Annotated in this window: 24 protein-coding genes; 13 read left to right on the top strand and 11 right to left on the bottom strand. The window is 72.6% G+C overall.

What is annotated here, in order from left to right:
* Window positions 1–3: 3 nt before the first annotated feature.
* Complete coding sequence (locus ACO4JP_RS07800; RefSeq protein ID WP_425956809.1) at window positions 4–3,222, bottom strand: ATP-binding protein; 3,219 nt, start codon at window positions 3,220–3,222, stop codon at window positions 4–6.
* A gap of 133 nt (window positions 3,223–3,355) precedes the next feature.
* Window positions 3,356–3,799, bottom strand: coding sequence for a hypothetical protein (locus ACO4JP_RS07805; RefSeq protein WP_425956810.1), 444 nt, complete (start codon window positions 3,797–3,799; stop codon window positions 3,356–3,358).
* A 125-nt stretch (window positions 3,800–3,924) separates the two neighbouring features.
* Between ACO4JP_RS07805 and ACO4JP_RS07810 the strand changes: the two genes are divergently transcribed.
* The 3 genes from ACO4JP_RS07810 to ACO4JP_RS07820 all read left to right on the top strand — a co-directional run bounded on the left by ACO4JP_RS07810 (window position 3,925) and on the right by ACO4JP_RS07820 (window position 7,393).
* Window positions 3,925–4,305: a DUF2255 family protein gene (locus tag ACO4JP_RS07810; RefSeq protein ID WP_425956811.1), complete on the top strand. Its 381-nt coding sequence runs from the start codon at window positions 3,925–3,927 to the stop codon at window positions 4,303–4,305.
* 135 nt (window positions 4,306–4,440) lie between these two features.
* A complete protein-coding gene (locus tag ACO4JP_RS07815) occupies window positions 4,441–6,336 on the top strand; it encodes a glycogen debranching N-terminal domain-containing protein (RefSeq protein ID WP_425956812.1) in 1,896 nt (631 codons plus the stop codon).
* Between the two features lie 166 nt (window positions 6,337–6,502).
* Complete coding sequence (locus ACO4JP_RS07820; protein WP_425956813.1) at window positions 6,503–7,393, top strand: SDR family oxidoreductase; 891 nt, start codon at window positions 6,503–6,505, stop codon at window positions 7,391–7,393.
* 79 nt (window positions 7,394–7,472) lie between these two features.
* On the opposite strand, the gene ACO4JP_RS07825 is transcribed toward ACO4JP_RS07820, so the two are convergent.
* The 4 genes from ACO4JP_RS07825 to ACO4JP_RS07840 all read right to left on the bottom strand — a co-directional run bounded on the left by ACO4JP_RS07825 (window position 7,473) and on the right by ACO4JP_RS07840 (window position 9,549).
* Window positions 7,473–7,730 carry a GlsB/YeaQ/YmgE family stress response membrane protein gene (locus ACO4JP_RS07825; RefSeq protein WP_425956814.1) on the bottom strand — a complete coding sequence of 86 codons (258 nt, stop codon included), beginning with the start codon at window positions 7,728–7,730 and terminating at the stop codon, window positions 7,473–7,475.
* Window positions 7,731–7,778: 48 nt separating this feature from the next.
* Window positions 7,779–8,426 (bottom strand): hypothetical protein, encoded by a 648-nt coding sequence (locus tag ACO4JP_RS07830; protein WP_425956815.1) that lies wholly within the window; start codon window positions 8,424–8,426, stop codon window positions 7,779–7,781.
* A 153-nt stretch (window positions 8,427–8,579) separates the two neighbouring features.
* On the bottom strand, window positions 8,580–8,765 hold the full coding sequence (locus ACO4JP_RS07835; protein ID WP_425956816.1) for a CsbD family protein: 186 nt from the start codon (window positions 8,763–8,765) through the stop codon (window positions 8,580–8,582).
* A 145-nt stretch (window positions 8,766–8,910) separates the two neighbouring features.
* Window positions 8,911–9,549 (bottom strand): class I SAM-dependent methyltransferase, encoded by a 639-nt coding sequence (locus ACO4JP_RS07840; RefSeq protein WP_425956817.1) that lies wholly within the window; start codon window positions 9,547–9,549, stop codon window positions 8,911–8,913.
* Between the two features lie 225 nt (window positions 9,550–9,774).
* On the opposite strand from ACO4JP_RS07840, the gene ACO4JP_RS07845 reads away from it, so the two are divergent.
* The gene (locus ACO4JP_RS07845; protein WP_425956818.1) at window positions 9,775–10,113 is read left to right on the top strand and encodes an STAS domain-containing protein; all 339 of its coding nucleotides are present in this window, start codon (window positions 9,775–9,777) and stop codon (window positions 10,111–10,113) included.
* Window positions 10,114–10,168: 55 nt separating this feature from the next.
* Here ACO4JP_RS07845 and ppgK read toward each other — a convergent pair whose 3' ends face one another.
* Window positions 10,169–10,945 carry a polyphosphate--glucose phosphotransferase gene (gene ppgK / locus ACO4JP_RS07850; protein ID WP_425956819.1) on the bottom strand — a complete coding sequence of 259 codons (777 nt, stop codon included), beginning with the start codon at window positions 10,943–10,945 and terminating at the stop codon, window positions 10,169–10,171.
* A 27-nt stretch (window positions 10,946–10,972) separates the two neighbouring features.
* On the opposite strand from ppgK, the gene ACO4JP_RS07855 reads away from it, so the two are divergent.
* The 4 genes from ACO4JP_RS07855 (at window position 10,973) to ACO4JP_RS07870 (ending at window position 16,265) form a co-directional block, all read left to right on the top strand.
* The gene (locus ACO4JP_RS07855; protein WP_425956820.1) at window positions 10,973–11,188 is read left to right on the top strand and encodes an SPOR domain-containing protein; all 216 of its coding nucleotides are present in this window, start codon (window positions 10,973–10,975) and stop codon (window positions 11,186–11,188) included.
* Window positions 11,189–11,252: 64 nt separating this feature from the next.
* Window positions 11,253–12,590: a type I glutamate--ammonia ligase gene (glnA, locus tag ACO4JP_RS07860; protein ID WP_425956821.1), complete on the top strand. Its 1,338-nt coding sequence runs from the start codon at window positions 11,253–11,255 to the stop codon at window positions 12,588–12,590.
* Window positions 12,587–15,676 (top strand): bifunctional [glutamine synthetase] adenylyltransferase/[glutamine synthetase]-adenylyl-L-tyrosine phosphorylase, encoded by a 3,090-nt coding sequence (locus ACO4JP_RS07865; RefSeq protein WP_425956822.1) that lies wholly within the window; start codon window positions 12,587–12,589, stop codon window positions 15,674–15,676. The genes glnA and ACO4JP_RS07865 overlap by 4 nt, the downstream gene beginning before the upstream one ends.
* Window positions 15,677–15,680: 4 nt before the next feature.
* On the top strand, window positions 15,681–16,265 hold the full coding sequence (locus ACO4JP_RS07870; protein WP_425956823.1) for a flavodoxin family protein: 585 nt from the start codon (window positions 15,681–15,683) through the stop codon (window positions 16,263–16,265).
* Between the two features lie 124 nt (window positions 16,266–16,389).
* Here ACO4JP_RS07870 and ACO4JP_RS07875 read toward each other — a convergent pair whose 3' ends face one another.
* The gene (locus tag ACO4JP_RS07875) at window positions 16,390–17,043 is read right to left on the bottom strand and encodes a hypothetical protein (RefSeq protein ID WP_425956824.1); all 654 of its coding nucleotides are present in this window, start codon (window positions 17,041–17,043) and stop codon (window positions 16,390–16,392) included.
* A 62-nt stretch (window positions 17,044–17,105) separates the two neighbouring features.
* On the opposite strand from ACO4JP_RS07875, the gene ACO4JP_RS07880 reads away from it, so the two are divergent.
* Complete coding sequence (locus tag ACO4JP_RS07880) at window positions 17,106–17,798, top strand: MOSC domain-containing protein (RefSeq protein WP_425956825.1); 693 nt, start codon at window positions 17,106–17,108, stop codon at window positions 17,796–17,798.
* 94 nt (window positions 17,799–17,892) lie between these two features.
* On the opposite strand, the gene ACO4JP_RS07885 is transcribed toward ACO4JP_RS07880, so the two are convergent.
* Both ACO4JP_RS07885 and ACO4JP_RS07890 read right to left on the bottom strand, forming a co-directional pair.
* Window positions 17,893–18,198 (bottom strand): DUF1905 domain-containing protein, encoded by a 306-nt coding sequence (locus ACO4JP_RS07885; RefSeq protein ID WP_425956826.1) that lies wholly within the window; start codon window positions 18,196–18,198, stop codon window positions 17,893–17,895.
* Between the two features lie 77 nt (window positions 18,199–18,275).
* The gene (locus ACO4JP_RS07890; RefSeq protein WP_425956827.1) at window positions 18,276–18,869 is read right to left on the bottom strand and encodes a TetR/AcrR family transcriptional regulator; all 594 of its coding nucleotides are present in this window, start codon (window positions 18,867–18,869) and stop codon (window positions 18,276–18,278) included.
* Between the two features lie 140 nt (window positions 18,870–19,009).
* On the opposite strand from ACO4JP_RS07890, the gene ACO4JP_RS07895 reads away from it, so the two are divergent.
* Window positions 19,010–21,217, top strand: coding sequence for an alpha/beta fold hydrolase (locus ACO4JP_RS07895; RefSeq protein ID WP_425956828.1), 2,208 nt, complete (start codon window positions 19,010–19,012; stop codon window positions 21,215–21,217).
* A 140-nt stretch (window positions 21,218–21,357) separates the two neighbouring features.
* On the opposite strand, the gene ACO4JP_RS07900 is transcribed toward ACO4JP_RS07895, so the two are convergent.
* Window positions 21,358–22,041, bottom strand: a complete 684-nt coding sequence (locus tag ACO4JP_RS07900; protein WP_425956829.1) for a DedA family protein — start codon at window positions 22,039–22,041, stop codon at window positions 21,358–21,360.
* A 236-nt stretch (window positions 22,042–22,277) separates the two neighbouring features.
* Between ACO4JP_RS07900 and ACO4JP_RS07905 the strand changes: the two genes are divergently transcribed.
* The 3 genes from ACO4JP_RS07905 to ACO4JP_RS07915 are packed head-to-tail and all read left to right on the top strand — an operon-like array spanning window position 22,278 to window position 25,777.
* A complete protein-coding gene (locus ACO4JP_RS07905; protein WP_425956830.1) occupies window positions 22,278–23,210 on the top strand; it encodes an ATP-binding cassette domain-containing protein in 933 nt (310 codons plus the stop codon).
* Window positions 23,207–24,832, top strand: a complete 1,626-nt coding sequence (locus ACO4JP_RS07910; protein ID WP_425956831.1) for an ABC transporter permease — start codon at window positions 23,207–23,209, stop codon at window positions 24,830–24,832. The genes ACO4JP_RS07905 and ACO4JP_RS07910 overlap by 4 nt, the downstream gene beginning before the upstream one ends.
* A gap of 18 nt (window positions 24,833–24,850) precedes the next feature.
* Window positions 24,851–25,777: an alkaline phosphatase family protein gene (locus tag ACO4JP_RS07915; protein WP_425956832.1), complete on the top strand. Its 927-nt coding sequence runs from the start codon at window positions 24,851–24,853 to the stop codon at window positions 25,775–25,777.
* The last annotated feature ends 9 nt before the right edge of the window (window positions 25,778–25,786 follow it).

Below are 25,786 nucleotides of genomic sequence, written 5' to 3' on the forward strand. Positions count from 1 at the left end.
GGCTTAACGCGGGTGGGCGTCCGGTCCCGGTGCGCCCGCCAGCGCGCGCAGCTCGGGTGGTGGGCGCTCGCCGACGCGGCGGAACACGGCCAGCGCCGCCCGGGCCTCGCCCGCGGCGCCCACCTCGTCGCCCGCCCGGGCCCGGAGCCCGGACAGGAACACCAGCTGCCACCCCACCGAGCGGTAGTTGTCCGGTACCGCGCGCATGCCCAGCGAACGCTCGAGCAGGGTCAGGGCCTGGGCCGGCCGACCGGTCAGCAGCTCGACCACAGCCCTGTTGTTCAGGACTCCTTGCAACCCAGGCAGGTCGCCCGACCCCTCGACGATCTGGCACGCCTCAGCCGCCATGGCACGCGCTCGGCCGACGTTGCCGCGTGTGGCCTCGGCGAGGCCGTGGCCGGCAAGTGCGAGCGCGGTGCCGCGCTGGTCGGGGACCGACGTCCACAGGTCCAGGGCCGACCGGAAGCGCTCGACCGCCCGGTGGCCGTCGCCGAGGTCACGGAAGAGGTGCCCGCGCTGGCTCTCGGCACGAGCCTCGCCGGAGACGTCGCCGCAGGCGCGGAAGATCCGCACCGCGCGATCGAGCGATGCGGCGGCCTCCGGGAACCGCCGGTCGGCGCGCTCGGCCAGCGCGAGGGTGCACAGCACGTAGGCCACCGCCTGCGCCACACCGACGCGGGTGCCGATGAGCATCGTCTCCTCGAACACCGGGAACCGCAGGCCGTCGTGGGCGCCGGATGCCCATGCGGGGGTGAACACCCGGAAGAACGGTCGCGTGTCCGGCGGGAGACCCTCGAGCACGCGGAGCGCCGCTGCCGCCCATCGGTGGGCGGCTGCGGCGTCGGCCCGGCAGAGGCACTGCACCGCACGGAGATGCTGACCGGCGGCGCGTCCGGGGGACGCCGGGTCCACGAGCGTCGTGAACCGGGCGGTGAGGCTGTCGGAGTGGTCGTAGTCGCCGCACATCCAGGCCAGCACCGCCTCCTCGTAGAGACCGAGCTCGAGCGCGGGCCCCCCCACGCGTCGTCCGACGTCGGCGATCTGGGCGCCGATCGCCCCCGTGCCGCCGAGGCGGCCCAGCCTCGTCTCGAAGACGGCGCTCATGAACAGCGCACGTGCCCGCAGCGGCGTCGGCTGCGGGCACGCCTCGAGCGCGCGCCCGAGCCACCGGGACCCCTCCAGGTGCATCCCGCGTGCCATCAGCGACCGGCCCATCGCGACCGCGGTCCCCAGCGCCCGTGCCGGGTCCTTGCGTAACAGCGTGGCCATGGCGACACGCAGGTTCTCCTGCTCCACCGCCAACCAGGGGCTGGGCTCGCGGACCACACCGTCCGGCGACGCGTCGGGATCCTGCCCGGCCGCCCGGTCGGCGTACCAGCGTGAGTGGCGGGCGAGCATCTCGTCCGTCTCGCCCGCGTCGGTCAGCCGAGCCCCGGCGTACTGGCGAACGACTTCCAGCAGCCGGTAGCGCGCCGCGGCGCCATCGGTCGTGTCGACGGAGACCAGCGACTTCTCGACCAGGGCGGACAGCAGGTCGCTCACCGCCGGAGTCCGGGCGTCCGGCGCCGGGTCGGACGCCACGGCCTCTGCCGCCTCGAGCGTGAAGCCGCCTGCGAAGACCGCGAGCCTTCGGAAGACCGCGGCCTCGTCGGCGTCGAGCAGATCGTGGCTCCAGGCGAGCGTCGCGGCCAGGGTCGCCTGGCGGTCAGGCACGCCGTGCAGCCGGGTCGTGAGCACCGTGAGGGCGTCGTCGAGCCGGTCGGCCAGCTCGGCGGGCGCCATGTGGGCGAGGCGGGCCGCGGCAAGCTCGAGCGCCAGCGGCATGCCGTCGAGGCGTCGGCACACGTGGGCCAGCGCGCGGGCGTTGGCAGGAGTGATCGCGAAGTGCGGGTCCACCGCACGCGTCCGCTCGACCAGGAGCTGCACGGCCTCGCTCGCCATGAGCGACGCCGCATCGGGGGGCGCGGCGTCGGGCAGCGTCAGCGACGGCACCCGCCACGTCGACTCCCCGGGCAGCCGCAGCGGCTCCCGGCTCGTGGCGACCAACCAGGCGCCGGGACACAGCCGCAGCAGGGCGCCGACGACGGCGGCCGCGGCGTCGAGCAGGTGCTCGCAGTTGTCCAGCAGCAGCAAGACGTCGCGGTCGCCCAGCGACCTCGCCACCGCCTCCGCCGACGGATGGCGGTCGGTCGGCGTGAGCCCCAGCGCGGATGCGACGCTGCCCGGCACGAGCGCCGGGTCACGCACGCCGGAGAGGTCGGCCACCCGGCAGTCGCGGTCCGGGTCGCTCTCGCTCAGCACGCGGAGCAGCTCGAGCGCGAGCCGGGTCTTGCCGGCGCCGCCGGTGCCCGTCAGCGTCAGCAGCCGCGTGCGGTGCGCCAGAGCCGTGAGCTCGCGCGCCTCGCGGCGGCGCCCCACAAAGCTGGTGGTTGCCCGCGGCAGGGTGCTCCGGGTGTGTCCGGGCCCGGACCCCGAGAGCAGCCTCCGGTAGAGGTCGACAGTCGCCGGCTCCGGACGCGCGGCCAGGTCCGCCTCGAGGGTCGACCGCAGCGCTTCGAATGCCTCGAGCGCGTCCCACCGCCGCCCGGACCGCTCGAGCGCCTCCAGGAGCAGGCGGTACGCCGCCTCGTCGTAGGGGCGGGACCGGCACACCTCGTGCAGCATCCGGGCCGACTCCTCGACGTCGGCGGCGCCGCCGCGCCTGAGCAGGGCGCGGGCCAAGGCCGTCCGGGTCGATGCGAGCAGCGCGTCGAGCCGTTCGCGCTCCGTGAGCAGCCACGGCTCCGGAGGGTCGCCGGGAAGCAGGTCGCCCGTATGGAGAGCGAGCGCCGACCGCAGCGCGATGACCTGCCCCGGGGCCGCCTCGCCGATCGCCAGAGCGCCGGTCGCCGTCGCGACGAGCTCCGCCAGGTCGGTGCGCACGCCGTCGAGGCGGATCAGGTCACCGTCGACGTGGAGCACCTCGGCCGGTGCGCCGCCCGCGCTCAGCGTGCGCCGTGCGGCATGCACCGTCTGGTGGAGGTTGTTGGCGGCCGACGCGTCGTCGCGACCAGGCCAGAGCGTGTCGATCACGATCTCACGGCGCAGCTGGTGATCGCCGGCGACGGCCAGGAGCTTGACCAGCGTCCGCGCCCGGCGCAGCCGCCACACGTCAGGAACGGTGCGGCCTTCGTACCGCACCACGAACTGCCCGAGCACCCGCACGCGGAGGTCGCCGTGCATACCCGCAGTCTGTGCCCGGGCACGCGGCCTGCCAACCGCGCCCGACGACGCGGCGTGCTCACCGCAACAAGCCGCCGGTCGCCGTCCTCAGCGCAGTCCGGGCCTCACGTGACGCTCTGCGTGAGGGATCGACTCACGCGCAGTTGTCGCACTGGCCCGTCCCTGGGAGCGCCGTGAAACAGGTCGGGCAGATCACCGGAGGTCGCTCAACGGCCGCCGGGCGTCGTGCCGGCCGGGCCGCCGCGGGCCGTGACGCCGCCGAGCGGGCCGCCGTCGTCCGGGCCTCGACACGGGGCACACCCGGCGCCTCCGCGACGTCGAAGCCGCACTTGCGCAGGAGGTCTGCGGTGGCGTCGTCGCCGCTGAGCTCCTCGGAGAGGGCGGCACGGCCGGTCGCGTACCGGTGGGCGACTCCGAGAACGCCCTTGGAGTCGTAGGTCTTGCCCTCGTGGACGAAGGTCGCAGTCGGCGACGGCTGGAACCCGTAGACGCCGAGGAAGGCTTCTCGCCCACGATCGTCGTATTCCGCGATTGCCTGGAGGACATGCTGACGGGTAACTGCGGAGAAGGTTGCCACGCCTTCGAGAGTAGTCGCGCTGCGGCAACCCCCACGCGTGACATTTGTCTCGGTGCGGCCTTCGGACGCCGTGTCCCAGGTGCGGGAGCACCCTGCCGCGGCCACGCTGGCAGTGGGAGGAAACCATGGCGACATGGACGCCCGAGGAGCTGGACCGGGTCGGTAGGGCCGAGGAACTGCAGGTTTCATCGGTGCGCCCAGACGGATCGCTCCGCCCGTACGTCACCATCTGGGTGGTCCGCGTGGGCGACGAGATCTTCCTCCGCTCGGCCTACGGTCCAGAGAACGGCTGGTTCCGCCGCGCGCTGGCGAGCGGCCGCGGGCGCGTGCGCGCCGGCGGTGTCGAGAAGGACGTGACGTTCGAGCAGGTCGGAGCCGAGGTTCGCGACGCGGTCGACGCGGCGTACCACGAGAAGTACGACTCGCACGGCCGCCGGATCGTGGCCATGGTCGTGGGGGAGGGGCAGGAGCTCACGACCGTCCGCATCCACCCGAGCCAAGGCTGAGGTCACGGAAAGCGATCAGCCTCCATGTGGTGGCTGCACACCACCGCGGTGCATGCCCTGTGACCTGCAAGATCTCCTGCCTTCACCTCGGGCGCCTGATCGCTCCGTCGGCGACACTGAGCCTGGAGGACAGCCATGACCCTGAACCGCCAGCCGTTCCTGCACCGCAGCGTCGCGAGCGTCCGCGGCGCGACCCAGGCATGGTCGCCTGGCGACGGCCAGGTGCGGCACGGCGAGGGCTTGGACGGGTTCTACCACTCGGACGTCCGGGTGGTGAGCCATGCGGTGCTCACCGTCGGCGGTGAAGAACCGGAGGTCGTCGAGTCGGGTCTCCTCGAGGCCGACCGGGCCGAGTTCCTCTACGCGGCACGGGCCATCGACGAGCCCGATCCCGACCCGACGGTCACCGTGCGCCGCACCCGACGCTGCTCGCCGGGGACGGTGCGGGAGGACCTCGACCTGCGCGCAGCGACCCGCGAGCCGGTCCACGCCGTCATCGAGCTGGTCGTCGCGACCGACCTGGCCGGCGTGGAGTCCGTCAAGCACGGGCGTGCCATCGCCGTCGTACCGCCCTTGCTCCCGCCCGGATGGCGGGACGCGGACACCGAGGTGGCGCTGACGGCGGACCCGGCGTGCGATATGACGGTGACGTCCGAACGTGTCCACCTCCGGTGGGAGGTGACCGTCTCGCCGGGAGAGTCGTTCACTGGGTGGTGGGCAGCCTCAGCCACGGACGCTCGCGCGGTGCTCGCGCCTCCCAAGGACCCTCGGCCCGAGTGGGGGAGCGTCACCGTCGTCGCGGACGACAGCCGCGTGCACCGGCTCGTCGCGCGAGCCCTGTCGGACCTCGAGGCGATGCGCGCGACGCTCGCGCGGGGTGACGACCGCGACCTGTTCATCGCTGCCGGCATCCCGTGGTTCCAGACGCTGTTCGGGCGTGACTCGCTGTGGAGCGCCCAGATGCTCCTGCCACTCACCTGGAAGGTGGCCGCCGGGACGCTGCGCGCACTCGCCCGCCTCCAGGGCACCTCGGTGGACGTCGAGACCGGCGAGCAGCCGGGCAAGATCCTTCACGAGCTGCGCCGCGACACGGCCAGCCCCGACCAGCAGTTCGGCCTGCCGCCGGCGTACTACGGAACGGTCGACGCGACACCGCTGTGGGTCTGCGTGCTCTTCGACGCCTGGCGGGCGGGCATGCCGGCGCCCGACGTCGAGGCACTCCTGCCGAACCTGGAACGCGCGCTCGCCTGGATCCGCGACTACGGCGACAGCGACGGCGACGGGTTCGTGGAGTACATCGACAAGTCCGGCAAAGGCCTGGCCAACCAGGGATGGAAGGACTCGGGCGACGCCGTCCGGTTCGCCGACGGGACGCTCGCCAGCGGTCCCGTCGCGCTCGTGGAGGTGCAGGCGTACGCCTACCGTGCGCTGACCGTCGGGGCGGCACTCCTCGGCGAGTTCCACCGGCCCGGCTCCACGGAATGGCGGGCCCGCGCCGAGTCGCTCCGGCAGGCGTTCCACCAGCACTTCTGGGTCCGGGACGACCACGGCCCCTACCTGGCGATGGCGCTCGACGGGCACAAGCGCCCCGTGGACGCGGTGGCCTCCAACATGGGCCACGCCATCAGCACCGGCATCCTCGACGACGACCAGACCCGCCTGGTCGCCGACCGCCTGCTGGGCGAGGACATGTTCAGCGGCTACGGGATCCGCACCATGTCCACCCGGGCAGGCGGGTACTGGCCGCTGCGCTACCACTGCGGGTCGGTGTGGCCGCACGACTCGATCCTCATCGCGACGTCCCTCGCCCGTGCCGGCCACCCCGACGCCGCGCGCACCATCGCCCGCGGGCTGCTCGACGCCGCGGAGGACTTCGGCTACCGCCTGCCCGAGCTGTTCGGCGGGCACGCCAAGGGCTCGACGGCGCACGCCGTGCCGTATCCCGCCGCCTGCCCGGTGGTGTGCTGGAGTGCCGCGGCCGCCGTGCCGATCGCCCAGTTGCTCGGGAGCGTGACCGTCGGCGTCGAGTAGCGGTGCCTCAGCCTTCACGTCACTGCTGGTGGGTCTGGGAGCCTGCCCGACGACGGCTCGACCGGCGTGGGCGTCCCCCGCGTGAGGCGGAGGGCTCGTTCCTCGTGCTAGTGCCGCGGGATCCCCAGATGCTGGAAGGGACCCCACGACGAGACGGGAGCAGCCGATGTCCGACCAGACCACACCGCAGGACCCGACGACGCAGGAGCCGCGGCCGGAACAGCCTGCCGACGACCTGGAGACGCCGGGTCTCACCGAGGAGATGTCGCAGCAGCCTGACCACGGCGAGGAGAGCTACAAGGGCTCGGGCCGGCTCGACGGCAAACGCGCGCTGATCACGGGTGGCGACTCCGGCATCGGGCGCGCGGTCGCCATCGCGTTCGCCCGCGAGGGTGCCGACGTCGCAATCTCGTACCTGCCCGAGGAGGAGGAAGACGCCCAGACCACCAAGGGCTGGATCGAGGATGCCGGGCGGCGCGCCGTGCTGCTGCCCGGAGACATCCGGGAGGAGGCCTTCTGCCAGAAGCTGGTCGCGGACGCGGTCGGCCGGCTCGGTGGCCTCGACGTGCTCGTCAACAACGCGGCCTTCCAGATGTCCCAGGACGAGGGCCTCCGTGCGATCACGACGGACCAGCTCGACCGGGTGATGAAGACCAACGTCTACGCGCTCTTCTGGATCACCAAGGCCGCCCTCGACCATCTCCCGAAGGGCGGCAGCATCATCAACACCGCGTCCATCCAGGCGTTCCAGCCGAGCCCGCATCTGCTCGACTACGCCTCGACCAAGGGGGCGATCCTGAACTTCACGCGCGGCCTCTCCCAGCAGCTCGCGGAGGAGGGCATCCGGGTCAACGCCGTGGCGCCCGGCCCGGTCTGGACTCCGCTGATCCCCTCGACCATGTCGGACCCGAAGGTCGAGAAGTTCGGTGTCCAGACGCCGCTCGGACGCGCGGGTCAGCCGGCCGAGCTGGCGCCGGCCTACGTCTTCTTCGCATCCCAGGAGTCCAGCTACGTGACCGGCGACTGCCTGGGCGTGACCGGCGGGCAGCTCCTCTGAGGGATGCGGTCACGTCACCGAGACGGCGGTCCACCCGGCCCACGACAGGCCGGTGGACCGCTGTCAGGTGATCCGTCGGCTACGCGTGCCGGCGGCGGCCGGCGACGGACTCCGCGACGCCGAGCAGCAGAACGGCCGCGACGACGGCCACGATGAAGCCGACGACGTTCAGCTCGAAGATGCCCCCGGTGCCGAGCAGGTTCGCCACCAGCCCGCCGATCACCGAGCCGACCAGTCCCAGCAGCAGGGTCGCGAGCAGGCCTAGGTTCTGCTTGCCGGGCTTGATCAGCCGCGCCAGGGCGCCGATGACGAGGCCGGCGATGATGAATCCGATCATGAGTGCTCCTCCATCAGTGTCGGTCGGTAGGGGGTCTGAGGACGGCGGTCAGAGCCGCTGGCCGTCGTCGTACCGGGCGGGCACCTTCACGTCCCGCTCGACGACGACCTGGTCGACCCGCCGGTGGAACCGCATCCCGGCCATGCCGCCGAGGATCGCGCCGGCCAGCGTGACGACCGCAGCGACGACGAGCGCGATGATGCCGCCGGTCGTCAGCGTTCCTTCGTCGATCGGGATGCGGGGGAATCCGTTGAGGCTGCCGAGCACGTCGAACTCGTTCCCGGCGACCAGTGCGACAACTGCCACCACGACGGCGATGACGATCGCCCAGAGCCAGACGGCGATGCCCTGCTTGGCCCCGTCGAACCGTGCCATGCGGCCTGCCACGTAGCCCCCGGCGAAGTACGCGACGAACAGGATTACCGCGAGCACGATCCCGCCGACCAGGCCGACGGTGCCGGCGTTCGCTGTGGCCTGCTGGGCGACCTCGTTCGGGTCCGCGCGGTTCGCGACCCCGACCCCCGCGCCGATGGCCGAGAGCAGGGCGGTGAGCAGGACGGCCAGCCCGGTGGCGGTCAGCCATCCGAAGAAGGCCGAGCCGACCTTCACGCCGCCGAACCGCTCCTCCTGGGTGGCGACGACCTCGCTGAGCCGATCCGTCGGCGCGACCTCGTGCGACCGGTCGATGTCTGCCATCACGGTCTCCTCACGTGCTCACTTGCCTCGGGCCACCACTTGTGGTCCTTCTTTCACCTTGGACGAGGGTCGGGGAGCTCGCAGGTTGAGAGAGCGCGAACAGCAGGGGACGCCGCTCTGGGCGGCGTCCCCTGCTGTGCTGGTGGGGAGAGCTCAGCGGTGGCGCTCGTCGTCGATCTCGTCCTTGATCTTGTCGCCGGCCTGCTTGATCTTCGCGCCGGCCTGCTCGGCCTGCCCCTTGGCCTCGGTGCTCTTGTCGTCCGTGACCTTGCCGTAGGCCTCCTTGGCCTTGCCCTTGAGCTCTTCCGCCTTGTGCTTCAGCTCGTCGTCGAGACCCATGTCCGCCTCCTTGCCAGTTCCGTCCTGGACGCCGCGCCGACGCCCTCTCCTCCAGGGCACCACGAGCCGCGTGCACTCGCAGCCCGGGTCAAGACGGGACAGGTCGGGGCCTGCGGCTGACGGGGCGGATCGACCGCGGCCGGGTCTATCCGGCCGAGCCGTGGACGAGCCGGCCCCACACCCACGTGAACGGCTGCGCCGTGCCCGACGGCGTCGTGTGCACCGAGACGCGAGACCCGATGATCTCGACGTCGTCCCCGAGCTCCTCGGCGAGCGCGTCGGGGGAGTAGCGGACGACCGGGAGGCCTGAGCTCTCCTCGGGCCCGTCCTCGCCGAACGTCGCCACCACGAGCGCCCCACCCGGCTGCAGGGTCGCACGGAGGGTCCCGTGGTAGGCCTCGCGGTCGTCGGCCTCCGTAAGGAGGTGGAACACCGCGCAGTCGTGCCAGGCGGCATACGTGCGCGAGGGCCGCCAGGTGGTGACGTCGTGGTGGACCCAGCCGACGGTGGAGCCCGCGCGCCCGAGTCGCGCGCGGCTGTGCTCGAGCGCCTGGCGGGACATGTCGAGCACCGTGACGTCGTCGTGCCCGCGCTCGAGCAGTGCGCCGACGAGCCGCGAGGCGCCTCCGCCGACGTCGACCACGGCGTCCGCCGTCGTCACGCCCAGGGCGTCCAGCGCCGCGAGCGAGTCCGCCGGCTCCTCCTGGTACCCGCTCGTCTCGACGTCGGCCTTCGCGGAGTAGACACCGTCCAGGTGGGCGTCGCGATCGCTGCTGCCTGTCATGCGTCCCATCGTCCCACCCGCCCCCGACGGCGCCCCTTCTGTCCGTGGCCTGCCGGAACGCCCGTTTGGTCCCGTCTCTGCTACGTCAACAGGTCGCAAAGGACGGTTCCGCTCGGGCCCATCCCGGGTGTACCGTCGCAAACACGCGGCAAGGACGCCGCGCGGCCGGGCGCTCCCTACCAAGAAAACAGCGGGCAGATCGCCGGTGAGGATGGAAGGACAGAGATGACTGTCACGAGCACACGCAGCGGCGGGATCGACCTCGTGCGAGGCGCCGATGCGAGCGTGGTGCAGATGTGGGGCGAGATCGACGCGGCGCTGCGCTCCGAGGCGGGCGCTGCGCTCGCCGGGGCGCTGGAGCGGGACCTGCCCGTCGTCGTCGACGCGACGCGGGTCGACTTCATCGACTCGGCCGGTGTGGCATTCCTGGTACAGTTGTGCACCCTCGGACGTGACGAGGGCTTCGCCGTGTCGCTGCGCAACCCGCCGCCTGTGGTCGCCGAGGTGCTCCACATGGTCGGCGTCGAAGGCGTGATCAGCGACGACAGGCCGCGCGCCCACTGACCTCCGGGATGGTGGCCGCGCCGACGTCGTGGCGGCCACCACCTCCGGAGCCGGGTCAGTCGTTCTTCTTCGACTTCTTCGTGGCGTCCGACGCCGCCATCGCGGCGGCGCCGACGATGCCGGCGGCGTTCCGTAGCTTGGCCGGGATGATCTTCGCCCGGAGGTTCAGCAGCGGCAGGAACTCGCCGTGCTTCTTGCTGATGCCGCCGCCCACGACGATGAGGTCGGGGGACAGGAGCATCTCGACCGTCTCGAAATAGCGCTGCAGGCGTTCCGCCCAAGCGGGGAAGTCGAGACCCTCGCGCTCGCGCGCGGAGTCGGCGGCGCGGGACTCGGCGTCAAACCCGTCGATCTCCAGGTGCCCGAGCTCGGTGTTGGGGACCAGCACGCCGTCGACGATCAGCGCTGAGCCGATGCCGGTGCCGAGGGTGGCCACGAGAACGGTGCCGTCCTTGCCCTTGGCCGCCCCGTAGCGCTGCTCGCCGATGCCCGCGGCGTCGGCGTCGTTGACGGCCGTGACCTCGCGGCCGGTCGCGTCGTGGAGCAGCGCGGGCAGGTCCACGCCCTTCCACGACTGGTCGAGGTTGGCGATGAAGCGCACGACGCCGTGGTCCATCGGGGCCGGGAAGGCGACGCCGACCGGCGCCTTCTTCGGCAGGTCGAACGACCCGACGAGCTCGGCGAGGACCTGGGCCACGGCCTCCGGCGTGCTGTCGTCGGGCGTCGGGATGCGGAGCCGGTCCGCGGCGAACTCTCCGGAGTCGAGGTCGACGGGGGCACCCTTGATGCCGGAGCCGCCGATGTCGATGCCGAAGGCGAGTTGCTGTGCCATGGCCTCATCCTGGTGCAGGATCGAGACATGAGCGAGGAGAGGAGCTCCACCGTGGCGTCGGAGTACTGGTACAACACCCAGACGCACGAGGTCGAGGTCGGCCGGTCGTCCTCCTGGAGCCACCTCATGGGTCCCTACAAGTCGCGCGAAGAGGCTTTGCAAGCCCTCGATCACGCGCGCCAGCGCAGCGACGACTGGGACAAGGACGACGAGGACTGGGCGGCCGGCCACAAGGAGCGCTGAGCTTCGGCGACGACACCTGTGACGACGTCACTCGCCCGCAACACTTCTCGGGCAGGATAGGCGCATGGACAGGCAGCAGGAGTTCGTGCTTCGCACGGTCGAGGAGCGCGACATCCGCTTCATCCGGCTCTGGTTCACCGACGTGCTCGGCGTGCTCAAGTCGGTGGCGGTCGCCCCGGCCGAGCTCGAGCAGGCGTTCGCGGAGGGCATCGGGTTCGACGGGTCCGCCATCGAGGGCCTCACCCGGGTGTACGAGGCGGACATGATCGCCAAGCCCGACCCGACGACCTTCCAGGTGCTGCCCTGGCGTGGGGAGCGACACGGCACCGCGCGCATGTTCTGCGACATCCTCACGCCCGACGGCGAGCCCTCGCTCGCCGACCCGCGCAACGTCCTCAAGCGCGCCCTGGCCCGGGCCAGCGACAAGGGGTTCACCTTCTACACGCACCCCGAGGTCGAGTTCTACCTGTTCGAGCAGATGTCCGGCGCCGACGGGCCGCTCGTGCCGGTCGACAACGGCGGTTACTTCGACCACCTGGCGCGCGGGTCGACACACGACTTCCGTCGTGCCGCGATCTCGATGCTCGAGTCCATGGGCATCTCGGTGGAGTACTCCCACCACGAGGCCGGGCCCGGCCAGAACGAGATCGACCTGCGCTACGCCGACGCGCTGACCACGGCCGACAACCTGATGACCTTCCGCACGGTCGTCAAGGAGGTCGCGCTCGAGCAGGGCGTGTTCGCGACGTTCATGCCCAAGCCGCTGGCCGACCAGCCGGGCTCCGGCATGCACACGCACCTGTCGCTGTTCGAGGGCGACCGCAACGCGTTCCACGAGCCCGGCGCGATGTTCGAGCTCTCGAAGACGGCACGGCAGTTCATCGCCGGTCTGCTCGTGCACGCCGCTGAGGTCACGGCCGTGACCAACCAGTACGTCAACTCGTACAAGCGCCTGTGGGGCGGCGCCGAGGCGCCGTCGTACGTGTGCTGGGGCCACAACAACCGCTCTGCGCTGGTGCGCGTGCCCATGTACAAGCCGGGCAAGGGCAACTCCTCGCGCATCGAGTACCGCGGCATCGACTCGGCCGCGAACCCGTACCTGGCCTTCGCCGTCATGCTGGCCGCCGGCCTCAAGGGCATCGAGGAGGGCTACGAGCTGCCCGACGCCACCGAGGACGACGTGTGGGAGCTCACCGACGCCGAGCGTCGCGCGCTCGGCATCACGCCCCTGCCTCAGGACCTCGACGCGGCCATCGCGATCATGGAGCGCTCCGAGCTCGTGGCCGAGACCCTCGGCGAGCACGTGTTCCGCTACGTCCTGGCGAACAAGCGGCAAGAGTGGGACGCCTACCGCGCCCAGGTGACGCCCTACGAGCTGAACCGCTTCCTGCAGTTCCTGTGACGCCGACCGGCCGCCGCGAGAGCCCCACCCGCCGGCTGCTGCGGGCGGGGTTCGCCGACCTCAGCCGGTCCGCCGGGCTGTGGGAGGACCAGGCGCTCGTCGCGGTGCTGCCCGCGGACCCCGACGGCGTGCTCGACGCGCTCGCGGCGTCCGCCGACCCGGACCTCGCGCTGCTCCAGCTCGTCCGCCTCGCTGCCACGCCGGCCGCGGACGAGCTGGCCCGCCTCCTGGCGTCCGACGTCGAGGCCCGACGCCGCCTGATCGCGGTGCTCGGTGCGTCGGCCGCACTGGGCGACGAGGTGATCCGGCGGCCGTCGCTGCTGGCGCGGCTCGACGAGCCCGGCGTGGGCGCCGACCCTGCCGCCGTACGCGCCGAGCTGCTCACCGCCGTCGGCGCGGACCCCGACGCGGCCGCCCCCATAGCCGGCGCGGAGCCCGGGGACTGGCCCGACGCGGGGGCGCGTACCGCGACCGACGCCCTGCGTCGCGCCTACCGCACCCGTCTGCTGCACCTCGCCGCCGACGACCTGACGGCCTCCGAGCCGCTCACGCTGCTGCCCGCGGTGGCCGCGGCCCTCGCCGACCTCGCCGCCGCAGCGCTCGAGGCGGCGCTCGCCGTCGCCCGAACGCAGCACCCCGACCACGCCGCCGTGCGGCTCGCGGTCATCGGCATGGGCAAGACGGGCGGGCGCGAGCTCAACTACGTCTCCGACGTCGACGTGGTCTACGTGGCCGAGCCCGGCGTCGGGCCCGACGGGCAGCCTGCATCGGAGGCGGAGGCGCTCGCGGCCGGCTCCCGGCTCGCCTCGGCGCTGCAGCGCGCGTGCGCAGCGCCCTCCGCGGAGCCGGCGCTGTGGCAGGTCGACGCCGCGCTGCGGCCCGAGGGCAAGGCGGGCCCGCTGGTCCGCACGCTCTCCAGCCACCTCGCGTACTACGACCGCTGGGCGGCGACCTGGGAGTTCCAGGCCCTGCTCAAGGCCCGGCCCGTCGCCGGCGACGCCGAGCTCGGGCGCGCCTACCGCGACGCTGTGGACCCGCTGGTGTGGAAGGCCGTCGCGCGCGAGAACTTCGTCGAGGGCTCGCAGGCGATGCGGCGACGCGTCGAGGAGCACGTGCCCGCGGCCGAGGCCGACCGGCAGATCAAGCTGGGCCGCGGCGGCCTGCGCGACGTCGAGTTCACCGTGCAGCTGCTGCAGCTCGTGCACGGCCGCTCCGACCCCGCGATCCACTCGCCGAACACCATCGCCGCGCTCGGCTCGCTGGCCGCGGCCGGGTACGTGGGCCGGGACCACGCCGCGCGCCTCGCCGTCTGCTACCGGTTCCTGCGCGCGCTCGAGCACCGGGTGCAGCTCTTCCGCCTGCGGCGCACCCACCTGCTGCCCACGAGCGAGGAGGACCTGCGCCGCCTCGCGCGGTCGCTCGGCTTCCGCACCGAGGGGGCTGAGGGCCTCACCGAGCGCTGGCGCGCCACGCGCCGCGAGGTGCGCTCGCTCCACGAGGCGCTCTTCTACCGCCCGCTGCTGCCGGCCTACGCGCACCTGTCCGACGACGAGCTCTCGCTCGCGCCCGAGGCCGCGCGGCAGCGGTTCGCCGCCATCGGCTACCGCGACCCGGACGGCGCGATGCGGCACGTCACGGCGCTGACCGAGGGCACCTCGCGGCGTGCCGCACTGCAGCGGCAGCTGCTGCCCGTGCTGCTCGGCTGGTTCGCCGAGGGCGCCGACCCCGACGCCGGGCTGCTCGCCTTCCGCAGGCTGTCCGACGAGCTCGGCTCGACCCACTGGTACCTCAAGCTGCTGCGCGACTCGGGCTCGGCCGCGCAGTCGCTCGCACACGTGCTCGCCTCCTCGCGCTACCTGGCCGACGCCATCGGCCGCTCGCCCGAGTCCGTGCAGTGGTTCGATGACCCGGCAGGCCTCGAGCCACGCGGCCCCGCACGCCTGGCGGCGGAGGCAGACGCGATCCTCACGCGCGCGAGCGAGCACAAGCAGGCCGCCACCAGCCTGCGGGCCGTCCGCCGTCGGGAGCTTGCCCGCACCGGGGCCGGCGAGCTGCTGGGCACACTCGACCCGGTCGGCGCGGCGGCCGCGATCTCCGACGCCGCCGACCTCGCCCTGCGGGGCGTGCTGCGGGTCGCCGAGCACGCCGCGCGCGACGAGCTGGGGCTCGAGCCCGACCCGTCCGCGAACCCCACCCACATGCTCGTCGTCGCCATGGGCCGCCTCGGCGGCCGCGAGATGGGCTACGGCTCCGACGCCGACGTGATGTTCGTGCACGACCCGGTGCCGGGCGCCGACCCCCAGCTCGCGGGGCGGTTCGCCCTGACCACGGCCACGCGCCTCCGCGAGCTGCTGGGCGGCGTCGGGGCCGAGCCCGCGCTGCCCGTAGACGCGGACCTGCGGCCGGAAGGCCGGCAAGGGCCGCTGGTGCGGACCTTCGCCTCGTACACCGAGTACTACGCGCGCTGGTCGAGCGTCTGGGAGGCGCAGGCGCTGCTACGGGCGCGGCCCGTGGCGGGTGCGTGGGTGGGCGGACCGGCGAGCGAGCTCGCCGAGCGGTTCGTCGCGCTCGTCGACCCGCTGCGCTACCCCCTCGGCGGCCTTCCGCTCGCGCAGGTGCGGGAGGTGCGGCGCATCAAGGCGCGGGTGGAGGCCGAACGGCTGCCCCGCGGCGTCGAGCCCGAGCGGCACCTCAAGCTGGGCCGCGGAGGAGTGTCCGACGTCGAGTGGACCGCTCAGCTGCTGCAGCTGCAGCACGCGTACGAGGTCCCGTCGCTGCGGACGACCGGGACGGTCGCCGCGCTTGGTGCCGCGGAGGCCGCGGGGCTCCTCGAGACCGACGACGCACGCGCGCTGCTCGACGCGTGGGTGCTCGCCTCGCGGCTGCGCTCGGCCGTCGTGCTCTGGTCGGGCCGGGTCACGGGGACGCAGACGGACGTGCTGCCGCACGACCGGCGCGACCTCGCGGGTGTCGCGCGCGTCCTCGGTGACGTGGGCACGGGCGCGGACCTGGAGGACCTGTACCTGCGCACGGCCCGCCGGGCCCGCGCGGTGGTCGAGCGTGTCTTCTACGGACCGACGGAATGAGGAGATGACTACGACGCGATCGTTCCTGTTCCTGCTCGCGAGCGCGCGGCCCGGCGGCAACAGCGAGCTGCTCGCCCGCACCGCGGCAGAGCGCCTGCCCGACGGCGTCTCGCAGCGCTGGCTGGACCTGTCCCGCTGCGTGCTGCCCGACTACGTCGACTCCCGCCATGCTGTCGAGCCCTGGCCTGAGCAGGAGAACGAGGAGTCGCTGCGAGCAGCCACGCTCGCAGCGACCGACCTCGTCGTCGTCTCGCCGCTGTACTGGTACTCCCTGTCGTCCTACGCCACGCGCTACCTCGACTACTGGTCGACGTGGCTGCGCGGTCCGGACGGGTTCCGCGACGCGATGGCCGGCCGCACCCTGTGGGGGGTGACGGCGATGTCGCACCGCGAGGCGGAAGTCGCCGAGCCGCTGGTGCTCACGCTGCACCACACGGCCGCGTACATGCGCATGCACTTCGGCGGCGTGCTGCTCGGCAACGCGTCCCGGCCGGGCCAGGTGCTCGCCGACGAGCAGGCGGTGCTCGACGCACGGACCTTCTTCGCACGCGAGGCTCCGCTCGCGCGGTTCCCGTACGACGAGGCGTGAGCTACCTGATGACGGTGCGTCCGGGCTCGTAGCGCAGCTCGACGCGCTGGTTGGTCGCCGTCTCGGTGAACCGGACATCGGTGCGAGCGCCGGAGCCGTGGCACCGCGTCGCGCGTGGCCTCCCTCAGGCTGCGGACGGCTGCTCCGCGGCCGGGACGTCGAGGGACCACGTCTCGCCCTGTCGGCGGAAGCCGACCCGCGCGAGGTAGCGGGTGTCCGGCTGACCGCCGGGCGCGACGACGAGGCGTGCGAAGCCCTTCGCCGCGAAGATGCCGGAGCGGCGATAGACGAACTCTCCCGGCGTGAAGTCGCGGAACCGCTTGGTCACCCAGTCGAGCAGGACGACGCCCGTGCTGCGGCCGGCGTCTCCCACTTCGACGACGCCGACGGTCTCGTCGCCGCGCTGCACCAGGAACGCCGACCTGCGCTCGCCGAGGTCGGGCGCTGCGACGAAGCCGGGTGCGTACTGGGCGATGTCGTCGGCGTAGGTGCGCAGCACGTGCAGCAGGTAGGCGTCGTCGGGCGCGACCTCGACCACCTCGTACGTCGCGGCGTCGTGCCGTGTGCGGTGCAGGCGCACCAGCCAGTAGACGTTGATCACCGCGATAGCACCGTTCATCGCGACGAACGGCCAGATGCCGATGATCGCGTTGTACGCCGTCGCGATGACGGAGCCGGCCAGGTTGAGCCACCGGAAGCGCAGCACGCGTGCCTGCGTGAGGGAGACCACGACGAGCACCGAGCCCAGCCAGCCGGCGGCCTCCAGCCACGGGTTCATGAGGCCGACCCTACGGGCGCCCGGGCTGCGGCGCGGCGCGAGGCCGCAGGTAGCGTTGCCGCGTGCGGCAGCAGGTGGCGGGCGTCAGGCGGTATCCGGTCAAGGCCATGGGCGGTGAGGCGCTCGACGCCGTCGCGCTCGACGTGCGCGGCGTCGTCGGGGACCGGTGGTTCGCCGTCGTCGACGACGACGGGCACATCGCCTCCGGCAAGAACACGCGGCGGTTCCGGCGGCGGGACGCCGTGTTCGGATACGCGGCGTCGACCGACGCCGACGGCGTCTTCGTGACAGGTGACGCTGGGCGGTGGCGGGTCGGGGACACGGCGCTCGACGCCGAGCTCAGCTCGTCGTTCGGCCTGCAAGTTCGCGTGCTGCCCGAGGCCGGCGTGTCTCACTTCGACGACGGCGCGGTCTCCCTGGTCGGCACCGCGACGCTGCGCTGGTGCGAGGAGCGCTGGGGGATCGACGCCGACCCGCGGCGGCTGCGAGCGAACCTCGTGATCGAGACGGACGAGCCGTTCGTCGAGGAGACGTGGATGGGGTCGTCGGTCGCCGTCGGCTCGGCTGAGCTGCGTGTGGTCCAGCGGGTCGAGCGGTGCCGGACGATCGACCTCGCGCAGGACGGCGCGAGCGGGCGCGGGCGGTGGCTCAAGCCGCTCGCCGCGGAGCGGGACATGCAGGTGGCGGTGTACGCGGACGTCGTCGTGCCCGGCGTGGTGGGGGTGGGGGACGGCGTCAGCGGACTCGGAGGGTGATCGTGCAGGACCAGCAGCGACGCACCCTTGCGCACGCGACCACCTCCGGACGAAGAATGCACTCGGCGTGGATCGAGGAGTCTCGCGGACCTCCTCACAGAGCGGCCGGCCGCTTCTCGGTCCCGAGCAGCAGGCGCACCGAGACGACGTCGCCGACCTCGATCCGCTCGGCCCTGCGAACGGCGTCCTTGAGGGGCACCAGGTAGGTGCCGTCCCGGGGAAAGACGGCGGTCGCGAAGGTCGTTCGCCCGATCGTCGCGGTGACGGCTATCTGCCCCCAGTAGATGAGCCCGCGCGCCTCCTCCTTGAGGTCCGCTGCGTCCTCCTCGGGCATGGGCACGTAGACGTACGGTGACGGCCCGCGCCACTCGATCACCTCGGCGGTGAACTCCCACTCCACGCGGCCACTGTGGCACGGAGGTCCGACGGCGTCAGTCGTCCCGCTCTGCCGACCGCGGGCGCGCGACCGATGCGGCGTCAGCCCACCCTGGCCTCGGCCGCGCGGATGAGGGTGCCGACCGCACGCAGGGCGGTGCGGGTCCGCGCGGCGAAGCCGTCGTCGCCGAGAAGGATCATCGCCTCGCCGCCGAGGAACGACAGCCCCACGAGGGTGGCGACGTCGGCGGCGGTGAACGGCCCAAGACGGCCGAACCGCTCCTCGGCCTCGCGCGCGACCTGCTCGAGGACGCCGAGCCACACCCCGACGAGCCCGACCACCTGCGCGGCGACCTCAGGGTCGGACCAGCCCGCCGCGACCATCTCCTGCAGCACCCGGACGTACCCCGAGGCGAGGTCGTCCTCGAGGAAGTCGCACGCCTGGTCGTAGCGCGTGGACAGCGACTCGGATGCCGCGTACATCTCGCGCTGCCGGGTGACGAGGGTGCGGTTCTCGTGCGCGAGCAGCGCGAGGACCACGCCCTGCTTGCCGCCGAAGTGGTAATGGATCTGGCTCAGCGGCACGCCGGCACCGTCGGCCACCTTGCGGGTGGAGAGGGCGGCGAACCCGTCGGCGAGCAGGCAGGTGCGGGCGGACTCGACGATCCGGGTCTTGGCGTCCAGCTTCGTGTCCACAGGGCCCCCTCTCGTGCGCAAGCTTGCGAACACCTCTTGTTCGGTCGCTCGACCGAATGTTAACATCTCCCAGTTCGGTCGATCGACCGAACCGTAGGGCGCACGCTGGTTGCAATGCATCACCGTGAGGAGGTACGACCATGCGGGCACGGGTTGCCGACGAGGAGGGCTTCGTCGAGCACGACGGGGTCAAGGTCCACTACGAGGTCTACGGCACGGGCCCGATGACGATCCTGCTGCTGCCGACGTGGACGATCGTGCACCAGCGGTTCTGGAAGTTCCAGGTGCCGTACCTGGCCCGGCACTTCCGGGTCGTGGCGTACGACGGGCCGGGCAACGGACGGTCCGACCGCCCGCTCGAGCCCGCCGCGTACAGGGAGGAGGCCCAGGTGGCCTATGCCCTCGCCGTGCTCGACGCGACCGGGACCGACCGGGCGATCGTCGTCGCGCTGTCGCGGGCGTCGAACTGGGCACTGGACCTCACCGCGAACCATCCCGCTCGAGTGCTCGGGACGGTGCTCATCGGCGCGTCGTTGCGCATCGCCTCGTTCGGCGCCGAGCGCACGGCGTTCATGAAGGTGCTCGCGCCCGCGCCCGAGCTCCCGGCGTCGAACGTCCCGGTGCTCCGCCGCGACCCGCCCGAGCACTGGGCCAAGTACAACGTCGCGTACTGGCGTGAGGACCATGACGACTTCCTCTGGTTCTTCTTCGGGCAGGTCTTCTCCGAGCCGCACTCGACGAAGGGAGTCGACGACGCCGTCGGATGGGGGCGGGAGACCACCGGGGAGGTGCTCGCCGCTGAGCACGCGGCGGGCGCGCCCGACGAGGCGACCCTGCGCGAGTGGTCCGCGCGGATCACGTCGCCCGTCCTGCTGATCCACGGCGATCACGACCGCGTCAGCCCGCTGCGGCGCAGCGAGATCCTCGCCGAGCTGACGGGTGGGGAGCTTGTCGTCATCGCCGGGGGCGGTCACCTGCCGGTCGCCCGCGACCCGGTCGTGGTCAACCTAGCGATCGAGCGGTTCGCGGGGCAGCTGCGGGACGCACCGTCGTCGGGCGCGGCCACGCTGCGGGGCGAACCCACGCTGCGGGGCGAACCCGCGCCGTCGGGCACACCCGCGCGGCGCACCTGGACGCGCTGGAACAAGCGCCCCCGGCGCGTGCTGTACGTCTCCTCACCGATCGGGCTGGGCCACGCACGCCGCGACGTGGCGATCGCGCACGAGCTGCGCGCGCACCACCCGGACGTGCAGGTCGACTGGCTCGCGCAGGACCCGGTCACGCGCGTGCTCGGCCTCGCGGGCGAGAGCGTGCACCCCGCGAGCCGGCACCTGGCCAGCGAGTCCGGCCACATCGAGAGCGAGGCGGGCGAGCACGACCTGCACGTCTTCGAGGCGCTCCGCCGCATGGACGAGGTGCTGCTCAGCAACTTCATGGTGTTCCAGGACGTGGTGCGCGACGGCGACTACGACCTCGTCGTCGGCGACGAGTCGTGGGAGGTCGACCACTTCCTGCACGAGAACCCCGAGCTCAAGCGATACGCGTACGCGTGGCTCACGGACTTCGTCGGATACCTGCCGATGCCCGACGACGACGAGCGCGCCCGCCTCGTCACCGCCGACTACAACGCGGAGATGATCGAGCACATCGAGCGGTTCCCGCGGCTGCGCGACCGGGCGGTCTTCGTCGGCAACCCGGAGGACATCGTCGACGACGCGTTCGGGCCGGACCTCCCGCTCATCCGCGACTGGACCCAGCGCCACTACGACTTCGCCGGGTACGTGACGGGGGAGGAGCGGGCGGACGGCGACCGCGCGGCGCTGCGGCGCGTGCTCGGATATGCGCCGGACGAGCGGGTGTGCATCGTCACCGTGGGAGGGTCCGGCGTCGGCGAGCACCTGCTGCGGCGCGTCGCCGACGCGTACGGCGAGGCCGCGCGGCGGGCCGACGGGCTGCGGATGGTCATGGTGACCGGGCCGCGCATCGACCCGTCGTCGCTGCCCTCGGTGCCCGGGCTCGACGTGCGCGCGTTCGTGCCTGACCTCTGGCAGCACCTCGCGGCGTGCGACATCGCCGTCGTCCAGGGTGGGCTCACCACGTGCATGGAGCTGACCGCGGCCGGGCGGCCGTTCGTCTATGTGCCGCTGCGGCACCACTTCGAGCAGAGCTTCCACGTCGCGCACCGGCTGGAGCGCTACGGCGCCGGGCGGCGACTGGACTACGACGACCTCACGCCGGACTCGCTGGCATCGGTGATCACCACGCTTCTCGAGCGGCCGCCGGCGTACCGGCCGGTCGAGTCCGACGGCGCCTCGAAGGCCGCCGCGATGCTGGCCGAGCTGCTGTGACCCGCCGGCCCACCTCGTGGTCGACGACATCGACGCCGAGGCCGAGCGACTGAGCGCCGCGGGCTGCCGTTGTTCACCGACGTCGTCGAAGGGCCGGGCGGGCGGCAGTTCCTGCTGGAGGACCCCCCTCGTCGAGCTATTCATGCCGGCGGGCTGACGAGCAGGGTCGGCCTGCCACTGCTCAGCGCCGCAGGCCCGTGGCTCTCCCGGTGCGGCCGGGCGCCCCCGCGACGACGGCGCGTCACCGCGTCGATCGCGGCGCCGGTCGCCAGTCCGACGGACGCCGAGACCGCCATGGCGACCAGCGGCTGGCCGCCGAGCCACATGCCCGCGAGGAGCCCGACGGCGGAGGTGACGGTCACCCACGCGCAGGACGCGAGCCCGCTGAGCGCGGCGTAGCGGCGGTAGCGCATCCCTGTCGCCCCGGCCGCGAGGTTCACCGCAACGCGTCCCACGGGAACGAACCGGCCCGCGAGGATCATCGATGCGCCGTTGCGGTCCAGCCGGCCCGCCGCCGAGCTCACGGCTGCGGCGAGCCGAGGCCGGCGGTGCGACGCGGCAAGTCGGCGCAGGCCGAGCGAACGCCCCACGAGGTACGCCAGGTTGTCGCCGCACCACGCTCCGACGGCGGCGATCAGCAGCATCGCGGCGACGGCAGGAGCGCCCGCCGCGCCGGCGGTCGCGGCGAGCGCGACGAGCACCGTCTCGCTCGGAACGGGCGGGAACACGCCGTCGACGAGGCATGAGAGGAACAGGACGGCCAGCGCCCACGGGCCCGACGCGGCGTCGAGCACGAAGCCGTTCAGGGAGGCGAGCACGTCCATGTCTCCACGGTCGGGGTCCGACGCCGCCGGGGAAAGGGGGGACTCCCCCCATTCGGCCTCGGGGTACCCGGAGACTCGGTCTCGGCAACTCTCACGGCCGAGAAGGGCGCCGCCGAAGGGGACGTAGGGCCGCCGTGGTGGTGGCGTTCGACCCCTGCCGATTCCCGTCCGGGTGTTGTGCGCTTGAGCTGAGGGACGTTCGCCCCGGGAGCTCAGTCGCCGAGGAAGTGGTTTCAGTGAGCGCCATCGTGGTCTCCGGACTGGTGAAGGACTTCGGCCCCAGGACGCGGGCCCTGGACCATCTCGACCTGGAGGTCGAGACGGGCGAGGTGCACGGCTTCCTCGGCCCGAACGGTGCCGGGAAGACGACGACGATCCGCGTCCTGCTCGGGTTGCTGCGCGCCGACGCCGGGCGTGCCGTCCTGCTCGGCGGTGACCCGTGGCGGGATCCGGTGGCGCTGCACCGGCGCCTGGCCTACGTGCCGGGCGAGGTGAACCTGTGGCCCAACCTCACCGGCGGCGAGGTGATCGACCTGCTGGGTGACTTGCGCGGTGGGCTCGATCGGGGTCGTCGTGACGAGCTGCTCGAGCGTTTCCAGCTCGACCCGACCAAGAAGATCCGCGCCTACTCCAAGGGCAACCGGCAGAAGGTCGCCTTGGTGGCGGCGTTCTCCTCGGACGTGGAGCTCTACCTCCTCGACGAGCCGACGTCGGGGCTCGACCCGCTGATGGAGGCGGTGTTCCAGGAGGTCGTCCAGAAGCTGCGTGCCGACGGCGCGAGCATCCTGCTCTCCAGCCATATCCTGTCCGAGGTGGAGGCGCTGTGTGACCGGGTGACGATCATCCGCGCCGGACGGGCTGCCGAGTCCGGCACCTTCGAGGAGCTGCGCCACCTGACCAGGACGTCCGTGACGGTCGACACCGTCAAGCCGCTCGACGCGGTCACCGGATGGCCAGGGGTGCACGACGCCCAGGTCCACGAGGGGCATGCACGGTTCAGCGTCGACGCGGGCGAGCTCAACCGCGTGCTGGAGCAGCTGGTCGGCCTGGAGGTGCGGTCCATGACCACGTCCCCGCCCACGCTCGAGGAGCTCTTCATGCGGCACTACGGCGACGACGCCACGATGCCTGCCGGACATCTCGACACCGAGGTGGTGGCAGCGCGATGAACGGCTTCACCGGCACGATGCGGCTGGTCCGCCTCGCAGTGCGGCGTGACCGGCTGACCCTGCCCGCATGGATCCTGGGGATGGCCGCGTTCCTCGCCGCGACGACGGCCATGTTCGAGGACAGATATGCGACGCATCCCGAGCTGTTGCAGCCGGATGCACAGATCGTGGTGGAGAACCCCGGCATGCGGGTGCTCGGCCTGATGACCGGCATCAGCGTCGGCGGGTACACCCTGCACCGCGACGCCCTGACCCTGGCCCTGCTCGCCGCCATGATGAGCGTCCTCACGGTCGTCCGGCACACTCGCCAGGCCGAGGAGCTCGGTCGCGAAGAGATGCTGGCGGCCGGCGTGGTCGGCCGCTACGCCTCGTTGGCCGCAGGAGTCAGCGTCGCGCTGCTTGCCAACCTGGCGCTGGCCGCGCTGCTCGGGCTCGCCATGGTCGTCGCTGGACAGCCCGTGGCCGGCTCGTTCGCCGCCGGCGCCTCGATCGCCCTGGTCGGCGTCGCCTTCACGGGCGTCGGCGCGGTGACCTCGCAGCTGATGTCGACCGCGCGCGGCGCGACCGGCCTCGCCGGCGCGGGTCTGGGCGGGGCGTTCGCGCTCGCGGCGCTGGGCAACATGCTCGGGACCGTGGACTCCGCCGCCCTCCGCGTCATCAGCGCGTGGCCGGCGTGGCTGTCCCCGATCGGCTGGGGCCAGCAGGTGCGGCCGTTCGCCGACAACCAGTGGTGGCCGGTGGCACTGGCCACCGGGGTCATGGCCTCGTTCTGCGGGCTGGCGGTCGTGCTCGTCGACCGGCGCGACGTCGGTATGGGCATACTGCCCGAGCGCAGAGGTGCCGCCCGCGCAAGCGAGGCGCTGCTGAGCCCGACCGGCCTCGTCTGGCGCTTGCAGCGTGGTGCGCTGCTGGGCTGGGCGGGCGCTCTGCTCGGCTTCGGACTGGTCTTCGGCGCGCTGAGCGACAGGATCCAGGGACTCGAGGGCGCGGCCACCGACTGGTACGCCACCTTCGGCGGCAAGGCCGACCTGATGGGCGCCTACTGGGCCTCCATGATGCAGATCGCGGGCATGGCCGCCGCGATCTATGTCGTCTCCCTCCTGCTCCGTCTTCGCCACGACGAGGCCCAGGGTCAGCTGGAGTCCGTGCTCGGCACTGCGGTCTCTCGCCTGCGCTGGCTGGCGGCATACGCCGTAAACGCCCTCGCCGGGTCCACGGTTCTGCTCCTCGTCTTCGCCGTGGCGATGGCCGTCGTCGGCGGCCAGGCGGTCGGGGGAACCGGAGCGCTGCTTGGTGACCTCGTAGGCGCCGCGCTCGTCCAGCTCCCTGCCGTGGCCGCGCTCGGCGCGCTGGTCGTGGCGGTGACCATGATGCTTCCTCGTTTCGCCGTCGGCCTGTCCTGGCTGTTCGTGGTCTTCTCGATCTTTGCCGGTCCGATGTTCGGTCCCTCCCTCGGACTCCCGACCTGGCTGATGGACCTCTCGCCCTTCACCCACGTCCCCAACGCGCCCGCGGTGGCGATCAGCCCAGCGCCGATCCTCGGTCTGGTCGTGGCCGCCGCCCTGGTGGGCTCGGCCGGGGTTCTCGCCCTCCGCAGGAGGAACTTGGCGCTACCGGCATGACGGCCGCACGCTGGGAGAGTGATCCGCGTCAAGGTGCTGCTCGCCGTCGCCGTCGCGGCGATGCTCACCGGATGCTCGCCGGGTGGCGCGGGCCGTGCCGGCACGGGCGAGGCGCCGTCGACCAGCGCCACGCCCACCACGAGCCAACGACCGGCCGGCACGCCGGCGGCGACGATCGAGAAGCTCCTGGTCTTCGTCGTCGAGAACCACTCGCTCGACCAGATGCGCGACGAGATGCCCTACACCAGCGCTCTCGCGACACGCTACGGCTACGCGGACAACTACGTGGGCGTCGCACACCCGTCGCTGCCGAACTATCTGGCCATCGCCGGCGGCGACACGTTCGGTGTTCACGACGACGGCCCCCCGTGGCTGCACCGGCTCAGCGGACCGACGGTGTTCGGGGAGGCCGCCGGGAGCGGAAGCACCTCCAAGGTCTACGTCGAAGCCATGAGCTCGCCGTGCCAGCGCCGGAGCTCCGGAACCTACGCCGTCAAGCACAACCCATGGGCCTACTTCGGCGACGAGCGCGCGCAGTGCCAGCGGGGAGACGTCCCGCTCGACGCGCTCACCCACGACGTCGCGAGCGGGAGTCTTCCCGCCGTGGGGATGGTGGTACCCGACCTGTGCGACGACGCGCACGACTGCTCGCTGGCTTACGCGGACGCCTGGATGCGCCGCCACGTGGGGGCAGTCCTCGCCGGCCCGGACTGGGCTTCGGGCCACCTGGCGGTGGTCATCACCGCGGACGAGGACGACGGCAACCACGGCAACAACGTCCTGACCGTCGTCATGAACCCCGCGCTGAGCACCGCGGTGGTCCACACCCGCCTCGACCACTTCGCGCTCTCGCGCTCCTTCGCCGAGGTCGCCGGCGTCCCGCCGCTCGGGCGGGCCGCGAGCGCACCGTCGCTCCTCGGGAGCTTCGGGCTGCGCGCCGGCTAAGCGGCGCCG

The sequence above is a fragment of the Xylanimonas sp. McL0601 genome (genome assembly GCF_049852175.1).
GTDB lineage: Bacteria > Actinomycetota > Actinomycetes > Actinomycetales > Cellulomonadaceae > Xylanimonas.